Here is a 25,159-nt window from a genome sequence, read left to right as displayed (position 1 = left end):
GGGGCCGTGGTGTTGTTGAGGCCCTTTGGGTCCTTGAGGCTCTTTGGGTCCTTGAGGTCCTTCGGCTGCTGCGGCTCTTTCGGCTCCTTCGGGCCGGTCGGCCGCGCGGCCGGGTCCGGTTCGCCGGGCCGAGCCTTCGGACGCTCGCGGCCCGCCCGGCGGATCGGGGTGAACAGGGCGGCGCCCGCGATGAGGAGGCAGCAGGCGCCCGCCGTCGCCGCGACCGGTGCCGTGCCGTGGTGTTCGGCCGCCCAGGTCAGGACGGCCGCGCCGATCGGGGCGGCGGAGTACTGGAGCGTCCAGAAGGCCGAAGTCACCCTGCCCAGGAGGTGTTCGGGGGTCACCTCCTGGCGCAAGGACATCGAACAGGTGCCGCCGACGGCGACGGAGGCGAGGAACAGGGCGGCCAGGACGGCGACTTGGGGTACGGCACCGGCCCGCCCGAGCCCGGCGACCGCCACGCCGGACACCGCGACCGAGGCCGTCCACACCGGCCCGAAGCCGAGCCGGCGGCGCAGCCGGGCGACCAGCAGCGACCCGGCCACCGTCCCCAGCGCCCCGACCGCCATCACGGCACCGACCGTGCCGTCGTCCCGGCCCAGGTCGTGCTTGAGGTGGTAGATCACCAGGTCGACGAGGCCGAGGGTGAGAAAGCTGAACAGGAACAGCAGCGCGGTGAGCGACCGCAGTACGGGATGCCCGTACAGAAACGCGACCCCGGTCCTCAACTCCCGCCACACCCCGGCCCGTTCGGTGCGCTCGCCGCCCGTACGCCGCCTCAGCCGCACGGCGAGCAGACAGCAGGCGGAGACGCCGAAGCTGGCCGCGTCCACCCCGACGGCCGCCGCCGGCCCCGTCCACGCCGCCACCGCCCCCGCACCGAGCGGCCCGAGCACCCCCGCTGCCGCCGCCGTCGCGTTCAGCCGCCCGTTGGCCTCGGTGAGACGCGCCGTCCCGACCAGCCCCCGCACGACCGTCACGTACCCCACCGCGAACAGCATCCCGATGGCCTCGCACACCGGCAACACCACGTACAACAGCCACACTTGCGGCCCCGCGAGCCAGACCAGCGGGATCACCCCGTACAGCACCATCCGGGCCAGATCGCACCCGATCAGCAGCTTCCGCCGGTCGACCCGATCGACGACAGCCCCCGCGAACACCGCCGACACCACCAACGCCACCCCTCCCGCCGCCGTCAGCAGCCCCATACTCGCGACCGATCCGGTCGCCTCCAGGACCAGCAGGGGGAGGGCGATCAACGCGAAGGAGTCACCGAGGACGGAGAGGGTCTGAGCAAGCCAGAAGGCGACGAAGTCGCGTTGTCTCCAGAGGGGTTGATCGGGGTCGGCGCCGGAGCGGGTCGGGTCCATTGGGCCGACCTTATGTCGCGGTGCCGGTTGGTGGGGCAGGGCGGACGGAGAGGCGGGCGGTGTCGGGGAGCCGGCGAGTGTCCGCCGGTCGCGGTGAGAGTGTCGTAAAGAGCGGAAACGCGGCAAGTCGTAGCAACCGCTTGCTCACAATTTCCCGGCGGTTCGCTCCGCGCCCTTGTGCGTCACACCGGTCACCTCCAACCTGAGCATTGCTCAAGTCTCTTTACGCTTCCCTTCCCTCTCCTTTCCGCTCTCTTTTCACCGACCGGAGACTCCCCCACCATGAGACGCATCATCGGCACCCTCGCGGCAGCCGCGTTCGGGCTCGCCGGGCTGACCGTGACCTCGGCGGCGCCCGCGCAGGCGGCGACCTCGGGGACGTTCAACGTCCTCACGTACAACGTCGCGGGCCTGCCGGAGCCGCTGAGTTCGAGCAAGCCGGCCACCAACACGCCGTTGATCTCGCCCCGGTTGGGGGCGTACGACATCGTGAACGTGCAGGAGGACTTCAACTACCACGCGGCGCTGTACGCGAACGACGACCACGCGTACCGGACGGCGACGAGCGGCGGGGTGCCGTTCGGGGACGGGCTCAACACACTCTCCGACGTCCCCTTCGAGGACTTCGAGCGGGTGAAGTGGGCCAAGTGCACGGGCACCAACTGCCTGACGCCGAAGGGCTTCTCGCTGGCCCGGGTGCGGATCGCCGAGGGCGTCTTCGTGGACCTGTACAACGTCCACACCAACGCGGACGACTCCGAGGACGCGCTCGCCGCGCGCCGCGCCAACATCACGCAGCTCTCCGACTTCATCAAGGCGAACTCGGCGGGCAACGCGGTGATCGTGATGGGTGACACGAACACCCGCTACACCCGTGCCGGGGACAACATCCGGACCCTGACCTCGGTGAACGGCCTCACCGACGCGTGGGTGCAACTGGTCAAGGGCGGCACTCCCCCGGCGCAGGGCTCCGAGGCGCTGGTGTGCCCGACGAGCGCGCCGCCGAACACCTGCGAGGTCGTCGACAAGGTCCTGTACCGGGGCAGCGAGCTGGTGAACCTCTCGGCAACCCGTTACAGCAACGACTGGGCGAAGTTCCTGGACTCGGCGGGCGGCAACCTCTCCGACCACTTCCCGCACACGGTCGACTTCTCCTACACCCTCAACTCCTCCCTGCGGGCGAGCGACTTCTTCGGCGGCCCGCACGGCACCGCCTTCAACGACGCCGACGACCTCCCCTCGGCCCCCGCGCCGCGCACCCTCACCCTGCACGGCGGCTCCCGCCTCGACGCGGTCGCCCTGACCCTCGCGAACGGCACCGCGCTCACCCACGGCGGCACCGGCGGCACGGCCACGTCCCTCACGCTCGCGACCGGCGAGCACCTGACCTCCGTCAAGCTGACGCAGGGTCAGAAAGACGGCCGTACAAGGATCTTCTCCGCCTCGTTCGGCACCGACAAGGGGCGTTCGCTGTCCGCCGGGACGGCGACCTCGGACACCCGGACCTTCACGGCGCCGGCCGGCTGGCAGATCGTCGGGTTCACCGGACGGTCGGGGGACGAGGTCGACAAGCTGGGCGTGCTGTACGCGCCGATCGGGTGATCCGGTGACGGAACGGCCCGCGGGTCGGCCGGTCGGCTGACTGGCTCACCGGCCCACCGGCTGACCGGCGACCGACCGGCCGCCGACCAGCCGCCGACCGGCCCGACGAGGTTCCGGCGCCACCTTCCTACGTGTCCTAGGATTCCGCCTAGGACACGGACGGAGGTGGCGCGTGGCGCGTGCGGGAATCACGGTGGACCGGCTCGTCGGGGCCGCCGCCGAGCTCGCCGACGAGGTGGGGTTCGAGAACGTCACCCTGTCCGCGCTGGCCAGGCGGTTCGGCGTGAAGGACGCGAGCCTCTACTCCCACGTCAAGAACCTCCAGGAGCTGCGCACCCGGCTCGCCTTCCTCGCGGGCGCCGAGCTGATCGACCTCATCGCGACGGCCGTCGCGGGGCGGGCCGGGAAGGACGCGCTCGTCGCCTTCGCGGGCGCCTACCGCGAGTACGCCCTCCGCCACCCCGGCCGGTACGCGGCGACCCAGATCCGGATCGACCAGTCCCTCGTCGCCGAGTCCCCCGCCCTGCGCCGCACCGCCGACATCACCTACGGCATGCTGCGCGCGTACGGCCTGGAGGAGCCCGATCTCACCGACGCCGTACGCCTGTTGAGGAGCACCTTCCACGGGTACTGCGTCCTGGAGGCGGCCGGCGGTTTCGGGGCCTCCCGGGACGTCCAGGAGTCGTGGGAGCGGGCGGTGGACGCCCTGCACTCGGCGTTGGTCAACTGGCCCCGCGACGAGGGCCGTTAGCGGTTCTCAGCTCTTCCGCTCAGCCGCGCTCCGCTCCACGCAGAACTCGTTGCCCTCCGGGTCCTGGAGCGTCGCCCAGCCGGTGCCGTCCGGGTTGCGGTGGTCGGCCGCGAGGGTGGCGCCGAGGGCGAGGAGGCGTTCGACCTCTTCGTCGCGGGTGCGGTCCTGGGGCTGGATGTCGAAGTGGACCCTGTTCTTGAGGGACTTGGCCTCGGGGACGGTGACGAAGAGGATGCCGGCGCCCTCGATCAGGATCTCGGGGTCGCCGGGTTCGTCGTCCTCGTGGAGGGGCTGGCCGAGCACCTGGGACCAGAAGACGGCGAGGGTGTGGGCGTCGTGGGAGTCGATGGTGGTGTGACGGATCAGTGAGGTCATGCGGTGATCCTCGTACAACGGCGGGGGGACCGCCACGGAAAAATCTCCACCACCAGCAGTCTCCCCGGCAACCCTTTCCGCCCTCTGCGGCAACCACAGGGCATGACAACCGCACCACGCACCACACGCCACCGCCGGGTCCACGGCGCCCGCAAGCCCCTCATCGGAGGGCTCGCGGCCGTCGGGGTCCTCGCAGGCGCCTGGTACGCCACCGCCGGGGCGGCGACCCCCGCGCCGAACCTCACGCCGACCAGCACACTGGTCTCGCTCGGCGGGGCCAAGTTCCCTTATCTGTCGGCGGGTTACAACAACACGCGGGAATGGACGCGGACGTCGACGGCGGTCGCCCCGGACGGCACGCTGCGGGTGGCCTGGCCGGCGGCGGACGGCGTGCACGTCACGCCGCTCACGGCGGCGGGGCAGCGGTCGGGCGCGGACTCGGTCGTGAAGGGGGCCAAGGAGGTCGGCGGACTCGTCGCGCACAACGACGGGTTCGCGCTGCTGACCCGGGTCGCGGACACGAACAAGTGGAAGGAGACGGCGGCGGCGATCGTCCGTTTCACGAACGGCCGCCAGACCTGGTCCACGAAGCTCACCGGCACCGCCAGCAACGACACGTCCCCCACGCTCGACGGTCAACTCACCTGGAACGGCAGCAAGTACGGCGCGTACTTCGTCGTGCACGGCGCGGGCGGCTTCGCGGACGGCCACTTCGGCGACAAGTTGTCGTACGTGAGCCCCAAGGGCGCGAAGCTGTCCGGGGGTTGGGGCTGGGGTTGCAGCCACAACGAGGGCATCGCCCTGCACGCCGAGCCGACCGGCGACTTCGCCTCCGTCTGCTTCGACGACTGGCGTTCGGGCCTGTTCGTCTCCACCGGCATCGGCGCCCCCGACGTCGCCCCGGTCGTCCAGCGCGAGCAGTGCTGGGCGGGCTACTGCGGCGGCACGTTCCCGGGCCGCACCGGCGACCTGGTCCGCTCCTCGACAGGCCGCTACGCGACGGCGTTCGCCTCCCGAGGCGCCGCCTCCGCGAAGAAGAACCCGGCGGACTCCAGCGGCCGGGGCTGGAGCGTCACCCCGAAGACATCGACCCACCAGGTGGCGATAGCGTTCCTGGCGAACCGCAACTCGGCACCGGGCAAGGCCACTTACCTCACCGCGGCGCCCGGCACGGAGAACACGAACGTCCACATCGCCCCGTACGGCAAGGACCGCCTCCTCGTCTCCTGGGAATCCCTCTCCCACCCCAAGTGCGCCTCCGGCACCTGCACCGGGACCTTCACCGGCACCCACTTCCGCCTCATCGACTGGACCGGCAAACCCCAGTCCCCCGACAAGGTCGTCCCCGTCCGCATCACCGGCGACCTCGCCGTCCTCAAGGACGGCACCCTCACCTGGGCCTACACCCCGGTGACTCCGTCGTACACAACGACTCTCAACGGGGCTTCGCCCACCACCGGTTGGCTGCGGGTGGCACGGCTGAAGCCCTGACGCCGTAGGCCAGGGCCCTGTTCAGTCGCCGACAGTCACCTCGCCCGCCCCGATCCGCACCCTGCGTCCGCTCCCGTCGGCCCACCTGACCGTCAACTCCCCTTCTCCGCAGGTCTCGACTCTCACCCCCTCGCCCAACTTCCCGGGCTCCGATTCCCCGGTGAGGCGGACGAGGGCGACGAAGAGCGTGGGGCCGGGGCCCGTCTCCGTGCCCTTCAGGACTGTCAGTTCGGAGCGGGTGCCTTCGGGGGCGGACCAGCCGGTGAGGTGGACGGGGGTGCCCGGGGGGACGTCGGAGACCAGGAACGCCCGTACCTCCAGGGCCCCTTGAGCCAAGGTGACGCTCGTGACCCGGGCTCCCGTAGAAGTGGTGTGGTGGGAGGCGATCCAGTCGGCGCCAATGCCCAGGGGCGTGATGTCGGTGCGGGTGGCGTCGTCGCCGACGATGACGCTGTTGTCGCACTCGGACGAAGGCGAGGGCGCGGGCGAGGGCGAGGGCGTCGTCACCGTCGAGTAGGCAAGGCGCGTGTAATACGGGTCGTACCGCGCATCCTCGCTCCCATGATTGTGAAGGCGGACGACGCCGTCCGAACGGGTCGACTGGAGCAGCCAGTTGGGGGCGGGCAGTGGCGTGAGGGCGTCCTCGCGTTCCGCTGGGGACGGGGATTCCGTCGCGGTCCAGACCTCGTGGTCGGGGGGAAGGAGGAGACCGAGGAAGCCCTTGCTGGCCCAGTAGGGGGAGGCGGGACCCGAATAGCCTTGCAGGACCGAGGCGTTCGGGCCGTGCCAGCCCAGGGTGAGGAGGCCGTCCGGGGAGACGGCGTCGCGGTCGAGGAAGTATTTCAGGGCGCCCGAGGCCAGGCGGCGGGTCTCGCCGGGGGCCAAGGGGGTGCGGCCGGTCAGCGCGCCGAGCCACAGGGGGGCCGTCGTCGCGAAGCGGTAGGTGAGGGAGCGGCCCTGGTGGAGCGGGGCGCCGTCCGCGCCGAACAGGCGGGCGTAGTCGGTGAGATGGCGCTCCAGGCGACCGCCGTAGAGGTCGAGGAGGGCGGGGTCGTCGGCGAGCCAGGCGTGCAGGACCGGGTAGAGGTGCATGGCCCAGCCGTTGTAGTAGTCGAACTTGCGGCCGTCGCCGTCGGTGTACCAGCCGTCCGCGACGTACCACTGCTCGATCCGGTCGAGGCCCTGTTCGATCGCCCGGCGGGAGGCTTCGGGTTCGTGGCCGACGGACTCCAGGAAGCCGCCGACGGTGACGGGGAACAACTCCCAGTTGCAGGGCCAGGGTTCGGCGGTGAGGGCGTCCGCCAGCCAGGCGGCGGCGCGTTGCTGGACAGAGGAGTCCAGGCGGTCCCACAGGAGGGGGCGGGTGAGGCGCAGGGCCAGGGCGATGGACGCGGCCTCCACCAGGGGCTGACCGTGGTCCCCGATCTTCGGCCAGACGCCCGCCGTACCGGCCGCCAGTCCGTCGGCGTAGCGCTCGAGTGCCGTCTCGTCGCGGCGGAACGCGGCCAGCAGCAGGGTGCGGGCGTAGCCTTCGAGGCCGTCGGAGAGGCGGCCCGACCAGCTCTCGCGGTCGCCGGGGAAGTGGTAGAGGGCGCGGTCGGGGGTGGCGTACGGCTCGGTCGCGGCGAGGAGGGTGTCGGCGGCCCGCTCCCAGTGGGCGCGGGTGTAGCCGGTGGCCGGGCTGAGGGTGCGGTCGGGCGGGGGGAGGTGCATGGACGAACGCCCTTCTCAGGCAGCGGCTTTGGGATGTTCATGGGCCTGGAGCGCCCCGGTTCCGGTCGGGACGCCCCAGGGGCTTGTACGGCTCATTCCCCCGAGAAGGTCACCCCACCCTCACCAGACCCCTCGGTATCAGCCGCTGGGCGGCGAGTTCGTCCCGGACGAGCTCCGCGTACACGGTCGCCCCGTGAACGGACGTGTGCGTGTTGTCGCGTTTCTCGTTGTACAGGTAGATCGCCTTGGACCCTTCCGTCCCGAGCGACTCGACCAGCGCCTTCGTCTTCGCGGTGAGGTCGATCAGCGGAACGCCCTCGGCCGCCGCGACGGAGCGGATCACCGCCGGATGGTCGACGCCGAGCCCGTTGACCAGAAGGGCCGTTCCGTTGTCGAGCGTGCCGTCGGCGTTGAACCAGCGCCGCACGATGGGGGTGACGAGGACGGGCCGCCCCTGCTTCTCGCGGACGCCCGCGACGAGCGCTTCCAGATTCGCGCGGTACGTCGCCTCGTCGGTCGTCTTGTCGTTGTGCGCGAGCTGGATCAGGACGAGGTCACCGGGCCGGATCAACGGCTGGACGGTGGACCAGAGTTGAGGGTTCGACAGATAGGTGACCGTACTCTCCCCGGAATCCGCGTAGTTGGCGACGGAGACGCCCTTGCGGAGGAACTGCGGGAGCTGTTGGCCCCAGCCGGAGTAGGGGTCGCCGGGCTGGTCGCAGACCGTGGAGTCGCCGACGAGGAAGATCTGCCGGGCGTGCCGGGCGGGGGTGACCTGGATGCCGGCGAGGGCGGGGGCGGCGCCGCCGAGGGCGAGGTCGAGGCCGGGGGTGCCGTCGGGTCCGGTCGGTTCGCCCTCCGGCGTACGGACGTCGACCGTGAAGCTGCGGGCGGCGCGCTCGCCCGCGGGGACCGCCGTCTCCGGGAGGAGGGAGCGGCGGGTCTCGCCGGTGACGCTCGTGGCGGACGCGGCGTCGCCGCCGAGGAGCACCTTCACGTCGTACGTGCCGGGCGGGACGTCGAAGTGGCAGGCGGTGGCGGTGCAGTTGTCCAGGCCGAGGGGTGGGGCGCCGGGGTGGGCCTGGGCGGGGGCGGCGGACAGGGCGGTGCCGAGGGTCAGGGCCGCCAGCACGGCGATGTTGAAACGTCTCACTCGCTGCTCCTCATGGGTGCGACTGGGCCTGGCGGCAGGACCGTACCCGCTTCGGCAAGCGCTTTCTAGACTCTGGACCTATTTCACATGATTGCCAACCTCCAGCAAGCGAAAGCCCTTTCGCGAAATCGATTCAACTGTCACTCTGCTAAGGCTTCCGCCGGGTCGAGCCGAGCACGGCCCCGGCACCCGCACCCACCCCCCACACCTCGATCCCCCACCCCACAGGAGGCTCTCCAGATGTCCGAAAACACCGTGTCCGAAACCCCAAGGGCCGCCGTGGCAACGGGAGTCGGCCGCCGCGCCTTCGTCGTCGGCGCCGCGGCAGCCGCCGGCACCGCCGCACTCGCGGGCCCGCTCGCCGCAGGCGCCTCGGCGGCGGCGTTCGGCTGGAGCGACGACGGCTCCAACTACGTGGTGGACACCGGCGCGAACCTGGTCTTCAAGGTCAGCAAGTCGAACGGAGACCTGTCCTCGCTGGTCTACAAGGGCACCGAGTACCAGGGCTACGGCGGCAAGAACTCGCACATCGAGTCGGGTCTCGGCACCTCCACGGTGACGATCGCGCAGTCCGGTTCGACGATCCTCGTCTCGGTGGCCTACGGCACGCTCCGGCACTACTACGCGGCCCGCAGCGGCGAGAACAACGTCTACCTGTGGACCAACCGCGCGGACACCTCGGTCGCCTCGACCCGCTTCATCCTGCGCGTCAAGGCGGGCCTGTTCCTCAACGACGAGCCGGATTCCTACACTTACGCGCCGACGACCATCGAGGCGTCGGACGTGTTCCAGAAGTCCGACGGCCAGACCCGCTCGAAGCACTACTCGAAGCTGCGGGTCGCCGACTACAACTACGTCGGCTGGAGCGCGAACGGCGTCGGCCTGTGGATCGTCCGCTCCAACCACGAGAAGGCGTCCGGCGGCCCCTTCTACCGCTCCCTGCTGCGCCACCAGAGCGCGGACGGCGGCGGCCTGTACGAGATCCTGCACTACGCCCAGAACCAGACGGAGAACGAGCGTTTCGGCCTCCAGGGCCCGTACGTCATCGCCCTCACCGACGGCGGCGCCCCCTCCTCCACGCTGTACCCGGGCACGCTGACGACGTCCTGGGCGGACTCCCTCGGCATCTCCGGGTACGTCCCGGCGAGCGGCCGGGGCAAGGTCGCGGGCGTCGGCATCACCGGGCGCAACACGGCGTACGCGTACACCGTCGGGCTCGCCAACTCGGCCGCCCAGTACTGGGGTTCGGCGCGCGCCTCGGACGGCTTCTTCTCGATCGCCGGAGTCCTGCCGGGGACGTACACGTTGACGGTGTTCAAGGGTGAACTCGGCGTCTACACCACGTCGGTGACCGTCAGCGCCGGTGGCACGACCAGCCTCAACTCCATCGCGATCCCGTCCTCCAACGACCCCTCGAACGCGGGGACGATCTGGCGGATCGGGGACTGGAACGGGACGCCGAGCGGGTTCAAGAACGCCGACCTGATGACGTACGCGCACCCCTCCGACGTCCGTGCCTCGGCGTGGACGGGGAACGTGGTGATCGGCAGCGGCAGCGAGACGTCCGCGTTCCCCTGCTATCTGTGGAAGGACGTCAACTCCGGGCTGATCGTGTACTTCAAGCTGACGGCCGCGCAGGCCGCCGCCGCGCACACGCTGCGGATCGGGGTGACGACCGCCTACGCGAACGGGCGTCCGCAGGTCGTCGTCAACGACTCCTGGACGTCGGCGATCCCCTCGCCGCCCACGCAGCCGAGCACGCGGTCGCTGACGAACGGGTCCTACCGGGGGAACAACTACACGTTCACGTACAGCGTTCCGGCGAGCGCGTGGCTCACGGACACGAGTCAGTACAACCAGTTGAAGATCAACGTGGTGAGCGGCTCGGGGTCGACCGGGTTCCTCAGCGCGGGGACGGCGATCGACGCGATCGACCTGCTGGCCTAGCCGACCGAGCGAGGGGGCCGGGGTCTTGACGGACCCCGGCCCTCCTTCTCGTCGCCGTGCGTCAACTACCGCGCGTCCACTGCTGGTTGGTCGCCCCGTTGCACGTGTACGTGATGATCGCCGCCGAGTTGGCGGTCGACGCCCCGTTCACGTCGAGGCACTCGCCGCTCGCCCGGGACTTCACGAGCCAGTAGCTGCCGGAGGCGGTGACGCTCCACTGCTGGGTCGTCGCCGTGCCGCAGTTCTCCTGGGTGACGTTGCTCGCGTTCTCCTGGAGGCACAACGAGCTCTGGCGGCCGATCAGTTGGTAGTAGCCGGTGCCGAGGTCCTTGAACCACCACTTCTGGTTGTTGCCGCTGTTGCAGGTGTACTGGCTGATCGCGATGCCCGTCAGGAGGGACTGGTTGGCGACGTCCGCGCACTTCGAACTGTGGCGTGCCACCAGGGTGTTGTAGGTGGCGCTGACTCCGGAGACGGTCCCGGCGGCCGTGTCCACGGTGATCTCCGGGGACCACGACATCGACAGCGAGGTGCTGCTCGGGAAGCTCAACGGCAGCCACACGTAACGGGAGTCGTTGACGGTCGCGCCGAAGGAGTTGCCCCAGCGGTCGCCCATGTAGAGGTACGAGGTGCCCGAAGTCCCCTGGATCGGCAGGACGTACGCGGTCTGCGAGCCGTACGCCGTCGAGTCGCCGACGTTCGTCATCGCGGACCAGGGGCCGGCGAGGTTCGTCGCGGTGGCGTACTGCTGCTGGTTGGGGCTCCAGCCGGTGGCGCCCGAAGTCAGCATGAAATACACGCCGTTGCGCTTGAAGAGCGCCGGGGCCTCGCGGTGGCCGCCCGCCCAGGGGTTGGCGACGAGGCTGTCGATCGCGGTGTAGTCGGCCGTCAGCCTGTAGATCTGGAGGTCGTAGTTCTCGTTCGCCGCCGAGACCATGTAGCCGGTGCCGTCGGTGTCGACGAACGCCGTGATGTCACGGGACATGTACTGGCCGAGGGGGCGGAAGCTGCCCTGGTAGCTGTAGTTGCCGTCGACCGTGTCGGAGACGGCCACGGCGGCGCGGGCCTCGCCGTAGTCGACGCCGTTCTCCTTGTGCATCCACATCACGAACTTGCCGGTGGAGGCGTTGTAGATGACCTTCGGGCGCTCGATGTACGCCGTGCCCAGCTCCGAGGCGCTGGACTGGGTCAGGACGCGGTTGCGGAACTCCCACGTCTTCAGGTCGGTCGAGCGGTAGGCGCTCACCGAGCGGAAGGTGTTGTCGGTGTTGCGGTCCTCGCCGAACCAGTAGTAGTAGGAGCCGACCTTGATGACGCCGCCGCCGTGGGCGTGCACGACGTTGCCCGAAGTGTCGGTGAACTGGACGCCGTTGGGGAGCGTCTGGGGTGCGGCCTGGGCGGGGCCCGCCACGACCAGGGCGCCGGCCAGGGCCGTACAGAGGGCGATCAGGATCGCGTACACACGTCTCATCTCACGCACTCTCCTTCGCGGTGTCGGCGCTGGGGACGCCGTGAGTGGGGGGCGCACCTCGCGAACGACGTTCGAGACTTCGAACTGAATGTGACATTCCGAACGGCGAAAAGGTAAGGGCGTGTTACGGCGAGGTCAACGGGTCGGACGTGACTTACGGGAAAGCGTTTTCTCAAACTTTTTCCGAAAGGTTTCCGCCAGACTTTCGGACAGGGCCCCACCGGACCGGGCCACGCTTCCCCGTTCGAACCGGGCCGCGTTTTTCTGTTATCGCGCCGCTTCCCGGCCCGTCTCCCCCGGCGTGCGCAGCCTCGTCCTCCCGGCCCTCGCCCTGACCCTCGTCTCGGCAGCCGCTCCCCCACACACCCAGGTGGTGGGCTCCCTCGTCAACCGGACCGCCCTCGCGGGCGGACTGACCGTCGACGGCGACTACGTCCAAGCCGGCGGGGCCGAACTCGTCGCGCGCGAGCGGCCGTTGACCGTGAGCGGGCGGGTGCGGCTGGCCGGGGGCATCGATCTCTCCGGGGTGGGCCGCGTGCCCGCCGACGAGATCGTCCTCGTCGACCACGGTGGCCGCACGGCCGTCGAGGGGACCTTCGCCGGGCTCCCCGAAGGGACCGGCGTCGAACTCGGCTCGACCCTCTACCGGATCAGCTATCGGGGTGGCGACGGCAACGACGTCACCCTCACGGCCACCGGCCCGGCGTCAGCCCTCGACGAGCCCGCCGACCGGAACGCCCCGAGCGCCGCCGACAACGGGGAGTTCGGGTGGTGGCCGTACGTCCTGCTGCTGGGGACGCTGGGGGCGCTGCTGACGCCGGGGACGCTGTGGCCTCGGGCTCATGACGAGGTCAGGCGTGGGGGGAGGCGGCGGCGAGGGAGGTGACGGGCGACCGTACGTCACACCCGTGCCGCGACTTCGACACGCCCTCCCGCCGTCACCGACCCGGCCCCTCGACTCGCGCCAGCCCGTTCCCGGCCTAGACCTGGGCCTCGGCCTTGGCCTCCCCCTCGGTCAACTCCGCGCCCTCAGGCCCTTCCTGACGCCCCCTCAACCACACGTACACCGGAATCCCCGCGAACAGGAACAACACCCCCTGATACACGGCCGCGTACCCCGCCCCCGCGATCAGCCAGAACGAGAACCCGAACGACAGCCCGGCGACGATCAGGTCCCGTACGAGCCCGGCGGTCCGCACCCGTTCCCGGGTCCCCCGCGCCAGCCAGTACAACTGCGCGGCGGCGGACAGGAGATACGGCACGCAGCCGGTGAACGTCGTGATGAGGACGAGGACTCGGAACGTCGTGTCCGGACCGGCCGTGTAGTTGAGCCCGATCAGCGCGGTCCCCAGCACGGCCACGGCCCACACCCCGAACCCCGGCACCCCGCCCTTCCCGACCTTCGCGAACGGCTTGGGGAACAGCCCGTCGAGCGCGGCGGCGTACGGCATCTGCGCGGCGAGCAGAATCCACCCGTTGAGGCACCCGACGATGGAGGCCACGGCGACGAGCGCGATGGCCGTACCGCCCCACGTCCCGCCGGCGATCGCGTTGACCGCGTCGGCGAACGGCGCCCCGGACTCCACGAGTTGAGCGTGCGGGACGAGACCGAAGACGGCGACGGTCCCGAGGATGTAGACGAGCGCGGAGGCCAGCGTGCCCAGCACGCTCGCCCGCCCGACGGTCCGCTCGGGATCGTCGACCTCCCCCGCGCTGACCGCCGCCGACTCCACCCCGAGGAAGCTGTACAGCAGCAGCGCGGCGGCAGCGGCGAGCGCGCCCGGCACGCTGTCGCCGGTCGCGTTGAACGGCCCGAAGTTGTCGGTGTCGACGAAGAACAGCCCGATCGTCGCGACGAGCAGCAGCGGTACGAACTTGAGGACGGTGGACACGATCTGCACCGTCCCCACCCACCGCGTCCCCGCGAAGTTCGCGGCGGCCGGCAGCCACAGCGCGAGCAGCGCGACGAGCCCTTCGAGCGCGTGGTTGCCGTGCAGCGGGATCAGGACGTCGACGTATCCGACGACGGCGACGGCGAGCGCGGCGATGCTGACCCAGCACATCGTCCAGTACGACCAGGCCGACAGGAACCCGGCGAACGGGCCGAACGCGTCGCGGGGATAGACGTAGAGGCCGCCGGTCACGGGGCTGCGCCTGGCCAGCTTGCCGAAGAGGAGGGCGAGCAGGACGGCGGCGACGGACAGGACGCCGAAGGCGAGGATGCTGAGCGTGCCGTAGGGGGCGACGGCGGCGGGCAGCGCGAAGATGCCGCCGCCGATGATGTTGCCCATGACGAGAGCGGTGGCCGCGGTGAGGCCGAACCTGCGGCGCGGGGAGGACGCCGGGGCGGGCACGGGGGTGTCGGCGACGGCTTCGGGGGTGTCGGCGGAGGTCATCTGTTTCCGGTTTTTCTGTGCGGGGAGGGCGCGATCGTATCCCCGCATCCCACATCGTGGTCGATCTGTTCACACACTGGACATATTCGTCCGGACCCCGCCCGCGTCGACTAGCGTCGTCCCATGTACCTCCCTCCTGTACCCCCCACTCCGCCGCTCGCCGACGTCATGGCCGACCGGGTGGTCTTCCTCGACGGCGGCATGTCCAACCGGCTGGAGTCCCAAGGGCATGACCTGAGCGACGAGTTGTGGTCGGCGCGGCTGCTGGCCGAAGAACCCGAGGCGATCGTCGAGGCGCACTTCCGGTACTTCATGGCGGGCGCCGACGTCGCGATCTCCGCGAGCTACCAGGCGACCTTCGAGGGGTTCGCGAAACGCGGTATCAACCACGACCGGGCCGCCGAACTCATCGCGTCCAGCGTCGAGTTGGGCCGCCGGGCGATCCGCAGGGCGCGGGAGCGGGGTGCCGTTCGCCCGCTGTGGACGGCGGCCTCGGTCGGCCCGTACGGCGCGATGCTCGCGGACGGCTCGGAGTACCGGGGCCGGTACGGGCTGAGCGTGGCGCGGCTCGCGGAGTTCCACCGGCCCCGCCTGGAGGTCCTCGCCGCGGCCCGCCCCGACGTGCTCGCCCTGGAGACCATCCCCGACACCGACGAGGCCGAGGCGCTGCTCGGCGTGGTGCGCGGGCTGGGGACGCCCGCCTGGCTGTCGTACAGCGTCGCCGGGGAGCGGACCCGGGCCGGGCAGCCGCTGGAGGAGGCGTTCGCGCTGGCGGCGGACGTGTCCGAGGTGATCGCGGTGGGGGTCAACTGCTGCGTTCCGCAGGACGTCCAGGGGGCGGTGGAGATCGCGGCGCGGGTGACGGGCAAGCCGGTCGTGGTGTACCCGAACAGCGGGGAGACCTGGGACGCCGACTCCCGTTCCTGGACGGGGAGTTCGTCGTTCGCGCCGGAGCAGGTGAAGGGCTGGGCGGCGGCCGGGGCGCGACTGGTCGGCGGTTGCTGCCGGGTCGGCACGCAGGGCATCGTGGACATCGCCGATTGCCTGGACCCGCTGGAGTAGACGCGGGTGGCGCCGGGCGGGCCGAGCACTGCTAGCCTCCCGCTGGGAAACCGTTTGCCGACCTTGTTTCTACGGCCCACCAGGCCCACATGGCGTACCGGGCGCACGGCGCGCTCCGCGGCGCGGCGCGACGCGGTCGGCACGGGGCGGTACGGGGCGGTTCCGACGGGGCGGTTCCCACGGGGCGAAGAGGGGCGGAACATGACCAGGAAGACCGGGGAAGCCCGACGCAGCAACATCCGGGACGTGGCGGCCCGCGCGGGGGTGTCGGCGGCGACCGTGTCACGGGTCCTCGGCGGGGTGTACCCGGTGAGCGCGGAGACCCGGGCGCGGGTGCTGCGCGCGGTGCGCGAGCTGGACTACGTCGCCGACGCCCGCGCCAAGGCGATCGCGGGCGTGGGCACCCCGACGCTGGCGTTCGTCCTGGAGGACATCACGGGCCCGTCGTTCGCGCTGATGGCGTACGGCGTGGAGCGCGAGGCCGCCCGGCACGGCCATCTGTGCCTGGTCTGCGGCACCGAGGGCGACGTCCGCCAGGAGACCGAGTTCGTCGAGATGATGCGGGCGCAGCGGGCCGCCGCCGTCATCCTGGTCGGCGGCACGGCCGACACCCCGGAGTACCGCGAGCGCACCCGCCGCATGGCCGACTCGCTGGCCTCGGCGGGCTCCCGCCTGGTGCTGTGCGGCCGTCCGCCGCTGGCGGCGGGCGCCCCGGTCACGGTCATCGAGTACGACAACGAGTCGGGCGCCCACGCCCTGGTCGCCCACGTCCTCGCGCAGGGCCACAGCCGGGTGCTGTTCCTCGGGGGCCGCCCGGACCACACGACCGCGCAAGGCCGTGAACGCGGTTACCTGAGCGCGCACCGGGCGCGGGGGGTCGACGTCGACCCGGCGCTCGTCCTGCACGGCGACTTCACCCGCGACTCCGGCCACCGCCTGATGCGCGGGGCCCTCGCGGACGGCCTCGACTTCACGGCCGTGGTCGCCGCGACGGACATGGTCGCCGCCGGCGCGCTCACCGCCCTGCACGAGGCGGGCCTGAAGGTCCCGGACGACGTGTCGCTGGCCGGCTACGACGACATCCCCTACGCCCGGGACCTGTACCCGGCGCTGACGACCGTCCACGTCCCGTACGAGGAGCTGGGCCGGGTCGCCGTCCGTACGGCCCTCGGCCGCTCGCCGGGCGCCTCGGACGAGCATCTGCTGCTGGGGACGCACGTCGTGGTCCGCGACTCGGTGAAGCCGCCGCGCACCGCGCAGTAACGGACCGTAACCGGTTACCCCGCGCTTACCCCGCCTTCTCCGATCCCGTCCGCCGCAGCCGCCGCACCACCGACCGCAGCTCGGTCCCGCGCAGAGACCGCGCGGGAAGCGGTTCCACAACGGACTGGTGCGGTACGACGGTCTCCGCGTCCCACAGCGCCAGGTCCGCGTCCCGCAGCCCCGGCTCCGTACGGGTCTCGCCGTCCCCGAAGACGCGCACCGGGTGCGTCGCGTCCCACGCCTCCCAGCCCGGGTCCCCGGTCTTCACGAACCGGGTCCACGCGCCGTGCATCTCGGCAGCAAGCGTTTTCGGCGGGTTCTCCCCCGCGAGCTTCACAGAGTCCGGCGAGTGCCCGGCGTCGAAGACGAAGCCGAGTTCGAGGGAGTGGCAGGCGCCGAGTCCGGGCCGTCCGGAGGGCCAGGCGAACTCGTACACGTACGACCGGCCCGGGCGGGAGCCGGCCAGCCGGTGCAGGGGGCGGCGGAGCATGTGGTCGGTGACCATCTGGCCGACGATCTCGGCGGGCCCGGCGTCGGGGTGCAGGGCGCGGTAGCCCCGGGGTACCTCGGAGCCACAGTGGCAGCGGGCCATGGCCCCGGCGAGGGCGACGGGACCGAGCCGGTCGACGCGCTCGACGAGCCCGCCGGGGACGAGCCAGAGCCGGTACTCGTCGCTGGTCCAGCCGACGAGGAGGTCCACGTCACGGGCCGCGTCACCGTCCACGAGGGCCTGGAGCGGGTCGCGGGGGACGAGATCGCCGTCGGTGACGATCCCGAACGCGGGGCCGCCGAGGACGGGGCTGGAGAGCCGTCCGACCTCGTACTGGGTGCGCAGCAGCAGCTCCCGGTCGACGGCCGCGAACGCCTCGGCGGTCGCCGGGACCTTGAGCCGGGCGGCCATCCGGCGCACCATCCGCCGCACCTTGTCCCGGTCGGGCGCCTCGGGCGCCCCGCTCTGGAGCACGGCCCGCCGGAACAGGCCCTGCGCGCGGGGAACGGCGATGAGGGCGCCGATGCTGATCGCACCCGCCGACTGCCCCATCAGGGTGACCCTGTCGGGGTCGCCGCCGAACGCCCCGACCGCGTCCCGCACCCACTCCAGGGCGGCGAGCTGGTCGCGCAGTCCGGGGTTGGCGGGGGCGTCCGGGAAGAGGCCGTAGCCCTCGACGCCGAGCCGGTGGTTGATCGACACGAACACGATCCCGTCCCGCGCGAACGACGTCCCGTCGTACACCGGAACAGCGGAAGAACCCCTGGTCAGCGCGCCGCCGTGGAACCAGACAACGACAGGGAGCCGGGCGCCGGGACCTGGTTCGGGCGTCCAGACGTTGAGATTCAGACACCCGTCCCCCGAGATGTCGGGGTCGCTGAGGAACTGCGCGAACGCCTCCGAGTACGGGGGCTTCGGCGCCGTCGGCCCGAACTCCCCGGCGTCCCGGACACCGGTCCAGGGCTCGGGCGGCACCGGGGGCCGGAAGCGCAGCGCCCCGAAGGGGGGAGCCGCGTACGGGATACCCCGGAAGACCGAGACACCGTTCTCGTACCTGCCGCGTACGTCGCCGTAAGGGGTTCTGACCACCGGCCTCATTCGCCACCAGCCCTTCGCCGCACTCGTGCACCGAGTAGTACCAGAGCACCACAGGGGCGCCGGGTATTCCGGTGCACGAGCCGGTCAGAGGGCTATTTGGCGTACATCAGGGTGCCGAAGCCGAGCTGGTCGAAGCCTCCGCTCGTGGTTCCGTAGTCCCCGCCGCCGCCCTCGGGGGCGACGGTGGCGTAGATCTGGGAGATGTACTTGTCGTCGAGGCCGAGCCTGCGGTTGTAGTGGAAGTGCAGCTGGGCCCAGACCGGGCGGGCCTGGCCGCGGGAGTTGTCGGAGACGACCGTCTGGGACTGCTGGGAGCAGTTCTGCCCCGTACCCCAGGTGTAGGTCGTGAAGGGGACGTCGAGGCCGAGGTTGTACTTGGCGACGTACTGGGCGGCCTTGAAGAACCGCCGGTCGTCGTAGGAGTACAGGTCGTCGCCCTGGTTCCAGGCCATCTCGCAGACCGCGCCCATCTGGCCCATGCCCATGACGGTGTGGCCCTGGTCGCGGCCCGACTCCTGCCACTGGCCGAGGGCGTAGCCGTCGGAGTCGGTGTAGAGGAAGGGGACGGCGTTCTTGATGGAGCCGTTGCCAGCGCCGGACTTGAAGTAGGTGACGGCCTGGTCGTACTTGGCCGCGTCGTCGTTGAGGATGCCGATGGCCATCACGGAACCCATGCTGCACAGGTCCCAGTTGGCCCAGTAGTTGGTGATGCAGGCGTCGTTGTGGCCGGTGAGGAACTGGTTGTTGAGCGGGTAGAAGACGTTCGCCAGCATCTCCTGGGCGGCGGCGAGGTCGAACCCGGAGTAGCCGCGCATGAGTTCGCAGGCGTTGGCGAACTCCCAGCCGTAGATGCCGGCGGCGAGGAAGCGGTCCGCGTTGCCGGTGACCGAAGTCAGCGTGGTGGACCAGGCGTTGAGGATGTTCGCGGCGCAGACCGCGTTGGCCTCGGTGCCGGCGACCTTCCAGCGCAGGGCGTTCTGGTAGGCGGCGGCGATATCGTTGTAGAGCAGGCCGTAGTTCTCTCCGGTGCCGCCGCCGCGCACGATGGTGGCGGTGGCCCGGTTCGTCCAGGTGGACGCGGAGTGGGAGTTGGCTGTCAGCCTGTTCCAGCCGGACAGCCAGGGGTCGGTGCCCGCGGCGACGCGGACCTTGGCGCGGTTGATGTCCCCGGCGTTGTGGAGCATGCCGGGGTGGGTGAAAGTCGCCGGGGCGGCATCCGCGGTGGTGGGGGTCAGCGCGGAGGCCGCTCCGCCGAGGGCGAGGGCGGCGGTGAGTCCGCCCGCCGTCTTGAACAGGGTGCGGCGGCTGGAGAGTTGGGGAGTGGTGCGGCTCTGGGGTGTGCGGCTCATGGGGGTGGGGCTCCCGTCGGGTTATCCGGAGGTGATGATCACCTCGGTGAACTGTGCGGTGGCGAGGGCGAGTTGGTTGCGTGAGCAGACCACGAGGCCCACGTGGTAGGGGGCGTCACCGAAGAGCGGGACCGTGCCCTCGGCGAGGGTGGTCCAGGTGGCGCCGTCGTCGGTGGAGACGGCCGCGGCGAAAGCGGTTCCCGTGCGCTTCAGCCGCAGCAGGGTGGGGAGTTGGACAGCGGTCGCGCCGGTGAACGCGGAGGCTCCGGCGACCGTCGGGCGCAGCATGAGCTGCGCGCTGCTCCCGCCGGTGACGACGGTCCCGGCGGCGAGGTCGAAGGGGTTCAGGGACTTGGTCATCAGCAGTCCGACCCGGTCGGCGGTGGCGCCCTCCCGGGAGCGCAGCCGCGCGGTGACCGTGCAGTCCCCGCTCACCTGCCGTCGTACGAACTGGCCTGTCATCCCTTGGTTGTTGGCGCTGAGGTCGACGCCGGCGCCGCGTACGGTGAAGGTGTCGTCCGCGTAGGAGGTGCTGCCGGGGGTGAGGATCGCGACGACGCCGAGGGTGCCGAACGCGGAGCGGTCGACGACGGGGTCGCCGAGGTCGCCGGCGCTCCAGGGGGCCGGGACCCGACTGGCCGGGACCGGGACGAGGGGTGCGGGCACCGCCGCCACGTCCGCCTCGACGCAGGCCGAACGCGGCCCCGATCCGGCCGAGTTGGTCTTGGCGACGGTGTAGTGGTACGTCGTCCCGAGGTCGGCGGTCGGGTCGGTGAAGCGGATGCGGGTGCCGAAGCCGACCGGTCCGACGCCGGTGGCGACGGCCTTGAAGGGCCCCTGCGGACGCGCGGCGCGCAGGACGGTGTACCGGGCGGACAGGTCGGGGTCGGTCCAGGTGAGGCCGGTGGGGCCGGACGTGAGGTCGGTGGCGGTACGGGTGGGGCGCGGGGTCCGCCAGACGGTGCCGGAGCCGTCCGTCACGCTGACGTCGTCGAAGGCGCCGGTGCCGGTCTCGGCGTAGGTCTCGTCGACGCCCAGGCAGGAGGTGAGGGTGAGTCCCGCGCGGACCGTGCGGCCCAACGCGACCTCGGTGGAGCCGACTTCGGTCCAGTGGACGCCGTCCGGGGAGATCGCCCCGGTGCAGCGGCGGCCCTTGCGGGTCACCCGTACCCAGTAGGGCGCCCGCAGCCGGTACCCGTCGCCCGCGCCCTCGACGTACGGCGCTTCGAGCGGGGTCGCCGACTCGGGAAGCGCGCCGAGGCTGGAGATCGGGAAGGCGGCCCTGGTGGTGATCGCCTCCTGCTGGGTGGGGGGAACGGGGGTGGAACCGGTTGCTGAAACGGCCGCGCCGGGGGTGGCGCGCACGCTCCACACCCCGCTCCAGGTGTGCAGCGGCAGCCCCTGGATCAGCATCGAGGCGTGCGCCGCGCCGGGGTCGGTGGAGTCGCGCAGGGTGACGCCGATCTTGGAGTACTGGGAGCTGAGCGGCCAGACGATCCGCGCGGTGACCGAGCCGTCGCCGCGCAGCGGGAGGTGGGCGAACCGGTGGGTGTCGGCGGCGCCGGACGCCTCCAGCACGAACCGCTCCCCGTCCCAGGCGGCCGACCCGGGGATCTTCACGGCCCCGACGTCCCCGCTCGACCAGGGCACCGGCAGCCCGGCTCCGGCGCCGACGGCGGCCGAACTCCCGCTGCTGCCCAGGTCGCCCACGGCGGTGACGGTGTAGTGGTACGACCGTCCGGGGCGGACGGCGGTGTCGGTGTACGCCGGTGCGGTCACTCCGGTCGCGAGGACCGTGTAGGGCCCGGCGGGGTGGGTGGCCCGGCGGATTGTGTAACCGGTTGCCGAAACCGACGGCAGCCAGGCCAGCTCGACGGCGCGGTCCTCCCCCACCGCCGTGAGCCCGGCCGGGGGCGCCGGGATCGTCGGCGCGGGGGCCGTCGGACCGGCGTAGGCGAAGGTGCCCCAGCTCGGGAGGTCGTCGTTGCTGCCCTCGACGAGGCGGGTGCCGCCGGTGCCCCGGAAGACGGCGGCTCGCGTGTTCGGGGCGTCGAGGCCGCGTACTCCGCTGTAGTGCGCGAGGTACATCTCGTAGACCGGGGGGAGGCTGCCCCGGCCGATCGCGGAGACCGTCTGCTTGATGTACTTGCCGGTGCGGTCGAGGTCGGGGGTGAAGGGGACGTCTCCGCCGAGGTTGTAGCGGGCCGCGTACTCGGCGTTGGCGAGGATGCGGTTGTCGTCGAAGGCCCAGAGGTCGACGCCCTGGTTCCAGGCGACCTGCGCGATGTCGCCCATGAGGCCGACGGCAAGCTGTTCGTGGCCCTGGTCGCGGCCGGACTCCTGACCCTGGCCGGCGTCGGTGACGACGCGGTGGGCGACGCTGCCGTTGCCTGCACCGGCCGCCGCGAAGCGCAGGGCGTCCTCGACGAGGGTGGGTTCGTCGCAGAACACCCCGATGGCCAGGATGGTCTGAATGGCCGTCAGGTCCCAGTTGCCGTTGGCGTACAGCATGTAGCCGGAGACCGCCGGGTACCAGACGTCGAGGAACGACCGTTCGCAGCGCGCGATGTCGGCGTCGGCCCAGCCGTCGTAGCCGGTGTGGCGCAGGAGTTCGGCGGCGTTCGCGAACTTGAAGCCCTGGAGCCCGGCGCCCAGCGGGCCGTCCGCGCCGGTCACGATCGTCAGTGAGGCGGACCAGGCGTTGAGGATGTCGCGGGCCTTGTCCGCGTTGGCCCGGTTGCCGGTGACCGCCCACAGCAGGGCGTTCTGGTAGGCGGCGGCCGAGTCGGCGACGGCCTGGTTCTGGAAATTGGTGGGCCCCCGGCCCCAGGAGGTGATCTGGCCCGTGTTCTGCACGGCGTACGTGCTCTGCGAGCGGGCGTGGGCGGCGAGCGCCAAGTAGCCGTCGTACACCGGGGATTGCTTCGTCTCGACGGCGGTCCTCATCCGGGCCAGGTCGGCGGCGGTGTGCAGGAGACCGGGGTGGGCGAACCCGGAACTCCCTTGTGCCGTACGGGTGGTGGCGCTCGCCACCGGGACGGCCAGGGTGCTCGTCCCGGCGGCGAGGAAGAGGGCCGCGGACGAACCGAGCAGTCCGCGGCGGCTGATGGGGCTCACTTGCCAGCCTGCGCTTCCGCGGTGGTGATGAACTTCAGGTTGATGACGTGCTCGTTGGAGAACCACTGCATGACGTCGGTGGTGTAGTACCAGCCCGGCTTCTTCATCGAGTCGGCGATGGCCTGCCCGTTGATGACCAGGTTCTCGAACGTCACGTTCTTGATGGCGTGTTCGGCGTCGTAGCCGAGGAGGAGAGACGGCTTGGCGTTGGTGCCGGTGTAGGTGAGGTTCTTGATGTAGACGTTCTCGATGCCCCGGCCCACGGAGGTGTTGTACTTCGTGTTGTACATGACCTTCATGTAGATGACCTGGCCCCACCGGAAGTCCTCGATCCGGATGTCCTCGGCGCGGACACCTCGGATCAGGTTGGAGTCACCGGGGTTGAGGGCGATGCAGCCCTGGTAGTTCATCTGCGGTTCGCGGTGGTCGCAGATGTCGATGTTCTGGAAGAGCAGGTTCTCGATGACCTCGGGGCTGTCGGTGTTGCCGTGCGTGCCGACGTTGACGGGGTGCGCGACGTCCGCCCAGAGCGTGGAGTTGCGGACGGTGACGTTGCGGGTGTCGCCGTAGTAGTTCCAGCGGTGCGTGTAGATGGCGATGCAGTCGTCGGAGTTGCGCATGAAGACGCCGTCGATGACGACGTTCTCGCTGCAGAAGACGTCGATGCCGTCGCCCCAGCCCTTGGAGCTGAACGAACGCAGGCCATCGATGTGGACGTTCCTGCTGTTGCCGAGCTGGGTGGCGTACCCGTTCGGGTTGAGCATCGTGACGCCCTCGATGCGGATGTTCTCGCTGTTCTCGACCAACGCCCCGCCGCCGGAGGTGGAGTTGATGAATCCCCGGCCGGTGAGGCGGGCGTTCCTCACGCCCTGGAAGAGGACGGTCGCGGTGAGCACCGCGCCACCGTCCAGGTACACGGTCTGGCCCTCGGCGACCTTGAGGGTGCCGTCGGAGGTGGTGTGGACGCCGGGTCCGAAGTAGAGGACGTTCGGGTCACCGGACTTGGGCGGGCGGGGGTTCGGCCTGCCGGTGAGGACGTGCAGGGCGTCGAAGACGTCGTCGTTGATCTGGACGATGACGTTGCGCGGTTCGTCGAGGGTGAACCGGAGTGTGTCGCCGAGGAGTTCGGGCTTGATGCCGTACGAGTCGGGTCTCACCCGGGCCTTGGTGGTGCCGCCCTTGAGGTAGGTCACCTCGATCTCGACGGGGCCGCAGAAGTCGAAGGAGACCAGGGAGGAGTTGTAGACCTTGCCGGAGCCGGTGGCCGCGTTGATCTCGCCGAGCTGCGGGCGCCAGATGTCGAGGGTCTGCCAGTCGCCGTCGGGGGCGGTGCGGACGCGGACCTTGTAGCTGGTGTTCGTCGGCATGGTCGCGGGCCGGGGGTAAGTGACCAGCTTCGGGGCCGACTTGGCGTCGCCCGGGGCTGCGCTCGCCGCGCCGGCCGTCACGCCGGTGAGGCCCGCGGCGAGGGTGGCGGCGCCGGCTGCCTGGAGGGCGGTGCGGCGGGAGAGGGGCGTGTTCATGCGGGGCTCCTTGGAGAAGGGGCGGCTCGGGTGGGCGGGGCGGCGCTGGGAGGCGGGGGCCTGGGAGGCGGGACGACTCCGGGAAGCGGGGCGGCTCCGAGAGGCAGGGCGTTCGCGGGCCGGTCGGCGAACACCCCGTACGGCGAAGGCGGTTACTTGAGTCCCGACGTCGACATCCCCGCGACGAAGCCGCGTTGGGCGACGAGGAAGACCAGCAGGATCGGCACGACGTACATCACCGAGGCGGCGGCCTGGAGTTCGGGGACCGGCGCGCCGGAGTCGTTGACGTACGTGGTCATCACGGCGACCGCGAGGGTGGTGCGGTCGGTGGAGAGCAGGAGCTGGGGTGCGATGTAGTCGCCCCACGTCCAGGTGAAGGCGATGATGAAGCTCGCGGACAGGACGGGCCAGGACTGCGGGAGGAAGATCCGCCAGAAGATCCCCGCGTATCCGGCGCCGTCGATGATCGCGGCCTCCTCCAGCTCGCGGGGCAGGCCGGCGAAGAACTGCCGGAACAGGAAGACGAGATAGGGCGCGGCGGACAGCCCCCACAGCACCCACGGCCAGTACGTGTCGACCATGCCGAGCTTGGCGAAGATGAGGTAGGTCGGCAGCAGGGTGATCATCTGGGGCAGCATCATCGAGCCGATGAGGATGCCGAACAGGGTCTTCTTGCCGGGCGCGCCGAGCCGCGCGAACCCGAACCCGACCCAGGCCGAGCTGAGGGTGACGAGCGTGGCGTAGATGAGCGCGATGATCAGGGAGTTGCGGGCGTAGCCGAGGAAGTCGATCTGGGTGAAGGCGTCGGCGAAGTTGTGCCACTGGAAGTGGTCCGGCAGCCAGTGGACGGGTGAGGCCGCCAACTCCCCCTGTGTCTTCAGGCCGGTGAGGATCAGCCAGCCGAACGGGCCGAGGAACAGGCCGGTGAGGGCGACGAGTCCGGTGTAGAGGGCGAGGCGGCCCATGCGGACGCGGACGAGGGTGG

At 71.0% G+C, this 25,159-nt stretch carries 17 protein-coding genes and 1 pseudogene; 7 read left to right on the top strand and 11 right to left on the bottom strand.

What is annotated here, in order from left to right:
• Nucleotides 1-146 precede the first annotated feature (146 nt).
• Nucleotides 147-1,373, bottom strand: a pseudogene (locus tag ABZX85_RS05840) (MFS transporter); the annotation flags it as partial.
• Between the two features lie 282 nt (nucleotides 1,374-1,655).
• On the opposite strand from ABZX85_RS05840, the gene ABZX85_RS05835 reads away from it, so the two are divergent.
• Nucleotides 1,656-2,975, top strand: a complete 1,320-nt coding sequence (locus ABZX85_RS05835) for a jacalin-like lectin (RefSeq protein ID WP_355862772.1) — start codon at nucleotides 1,656-1,658, stop codon at nucleotides 2,973-2,975.
• A 172-nt stretch (nucleotides 2,976-3,147) separates the two neighbouring features.
• Entirely contained in the window at nucleotides 3,148-3,726 is a 579-nt protein-coding gene (locus ABZX85_RS05830; protein ID WP_355862770.1) for a WHG domain-containing protein, read from the top strand.
• Nucleotides 3,727-3,732: 6 nt separating this feature from the next.
• On the opposite strand, the gene ABZX85_RS05825 is transcribed toward ABZX85_RS05830, so the two are convergent.
• A complete protein-coding gene (locus tag ABZX85_RS05825) occupies nucleotides 3,733-4,101 on the bottom strand; it encodes a VOC family protein (RefSeq protein WP_355862768.1) in 369 nt (122 codons plus the stop codon).
• Between the two features lie 102 nt (nucleotides 4,102-4,203).
• On the opposite strand from ABZX85_RS05825, the gene ABZX85_RS05820 reads away from it, so the two are divergent.
• Nucleotides 4,204-5,592 carry a hypothetical protein gene (locus ABZX85_RS05820; RefSeq protein WP_355862767.1) on the top strand — a complete coding sequence of 463 codons (1,389 nt, stop codon included), beginning with the start codon at nucleotides 4,204-4,206 and terminating at the stop codon, nucleotides 5,590-5,592.
• Between the two features lie 21 nt (nucleotides 5,593-5,613).
• On the opposite strand, the gene ABZX85_RS05815 is transcribed toward ABZX85_RS05820, so the two are convergent.
• Both ABZX85_RS05815 and ABZX85_RS05810 read right to left on the bottom strand, forming a co-directional pair.
• Nucleotides 5,614-7,305 (bottom strand): DUF2264 domain-containing protein, encoded by a 1,692-nt coding sequence (locus tag ABZX85_RS05815; RefSeq protein ID WP_355862765.1) that lies wholly within the window; start codon nucleotides 7,303-7,305, stop codon nucleotides 5,614-5,616.
• Between the two features lie 109 nt (nucleotides 7,306-7,414).
• Nucleotides 7,415-8,458 (bottom strand): rhamnogalacturonan acetylesterase, encoded by a 1,044-nt coding sequence (locus ABZX85_RS05810; RefSeq protein ID WP_355862763.1) that lies wholly within the window; start codon nucleotides 8,456-8,458, stop codon nucleotides 7,415-7,417.
• A gap of 240 nt (nucleotides 8,459-8,698) precedes the next feature.
• Here ABZX85_RS05810 and ABZX85_RS05805 point away from each other — a divergent pair, with 240 nt between their 5' ends.
• Nucleotides 8,699-10,405 (top strand): rhamnogalacturonan lyase B N-terminal domain-containing protein, encoded by a 1,707-nt coding sequence (locus ABZX85_RS05805; RefSeq protein WP_355862761.1) that lies wholly within the window; start codon nucleotides 8,699-8,701, stop codon nucleotides 10,403-10,405.
• 61 nt (nucleotides 10,406-10,466) lie between these two features.
• On the opposite strand, the gene ABZX85_RS05800 is transcribed toward ABZX85_RS05805, so the two are convergent.
• Complete coding sequence (locus tag ABZX85_RS05800; protein ID WP_355862759.1) at nucleotides 10,467-11,876, bottom strand: RICIN domain-containing protein; 1,410 nt, start codon at nucleotides 11,874-11,876, stop codon at nucleotides 10,467-10,469.
• A gap of 301 nt (nucleotides 11,877-12,177) precedes the next feature.
• Between ABZX85_RS05800 and ABZX85_RS05795 the strand changes: the two genes are divergently transcribed.
• Nucleotides 12,178-12,762, top strand: coding sequence for a hypothetical protein (locus ABZX85_RS05795; protein WP_355862757.1), 585 nt, complete (start codon nucleotides 12,178-12,180; stop codon nucleotides 12,760-12,762).
• 94 nt (nucleotides 12,763-12,856) lie between these two features.
• Here ABZX85_RS05795 and ABZX85_RS05790 read toward each other — a convergent pair whose 3' ends face one another.
• Nucleotides 12,857-14,272: an amino acid permease gene (locus ABZX85_RS05790; protein WP_355862755.1), complete on the bottom strand. Its 1,416-nt coding sequence runs from the start codon at nucleotides 14,270-14,272 to the stop codon at nucleotides 12,857-12,859.
• Between the two features lie 123 nt (nucleotides 14,273-14,395).
• Here ABZX85_RS05790 and mmuM point away from each other — a divergent pair, with 123 nt between their 5' ends.
• Nucleotides 14,396-15,334, top strand: a complete 939-nt coding sequence (gene mmuM / locus ABZX85_RS05785) for a homocysteine S-methyltransferase (RefSeq protein ID WP_355862753.1) — start codon at nucleotides 14,396-14,398, stop codon at nucleotides 15,332-15,334.
• 201 nt (nucleotides 15,335-15,535) lie between these two features.
• Nucleotides 15,536-16,597, top strand: coding sequence for a LacI family DNA-binding transcriptional regulator (locus tag ABZX85_RS05780; RefSeq protein ID WP_355862752.1), 1,062 nt, complete (start codon nucleotides 15,536-15,538; stop codon nucleotides 16,595-16,597).
• Between the two features lie 25 nt (nucleotides 16,598-16,622).
• Here ABZX85_RS05780 and ABZX85_RS05775 read toward each other — a convergent pair whose 3' ends face one another.
• The 5 genes from ABZX85_RS05775 to ABZX85_RS05755 form a co-directional block, all read right to left on the bottom strand.
• Nucleotides 16,623-18,185 carry a carboxylesterase family protein gene (locus ABZX85_RS05775; protein ID WP_355862750.1) on the bottom strand — a complete coding sequence of 521 codons (1,563 nt, stop codon included), beginning with the start codon at nucleotides 18,183-18,185 and terminating at the stop codon, nucleotides 16,623-16,625.
• A gap of 92 nt (nucleotides 18,186-18,277) precedes the next feature.
• On the bottom strand, nucleotides 18,278-19,534 hold the full coding sequence (locus ABZX85_RS05770) for an alginate lyase family protein (protein ID WP_355862748.1): 1,257 nt from the start codon (nucleotides 19,532-19,534) through the stop codon (nucleotides 18,278-18,280).
• A gap of 21 nt (nucleotides 19,535-19,555) precedes the next feature.
• Nucleotides 19,556-22,651: an alginate lyase family protein gene (locus ABZX85_RS05765; protein WP_355862746.1), complete on the bottom strand. Its 3,096-nt coding sequence runs from the start codon at nucleotides 22,649-22,651 to the stop codon at nucleotides 19,556-19,558.
• Nucleotides 22,648-24,174 (bottom strand): glycosyl hydrolase family 28 protein, encoded by a 1,527-nt coding sequence (locus ABZX85_RS05760; protein WP_355862744.1) that lies wholly within the window; start codon nucleotides 24,172-24,174, stop codon nucleotides 22,648-22,650. The genes ABZX85_RS05765 and ABZX85_RS05760 overlap by 4 nt, the downstream gene beginning before the upstream one ends.
• A gap of 152 nt (nucleotides 24,175-24,326) precedes the next feature.
• Nucleotides 24,327-25,139, bottom strand: a complete 813-nt coding sequence (locus ABZX85_RS05755; RefSeq protein WP_355863100.1) for a carbohydrate ABC transporter permease — start codon at nucleotides 25,137-25,139, stop codon at nucleotides 24,327-24,329.
• Nucleotides 25,140-25,159 lie beyond the last annotated feature (20 nt).

The organism is Streptomyces sp. NPDC004539 (assembly GCF_040610055.1).
Taxonomy (GTDB): Bacteria; Actinomycetota; Actinomycetes; order Streptomycetales; family Streptomycetaceae; genus Streptomyces.
The sequence above is the reverse complement of the archived record's forward strand: the minus strand, read 5'-3'. Positions and strand labels throughout refer to the sequence as shown.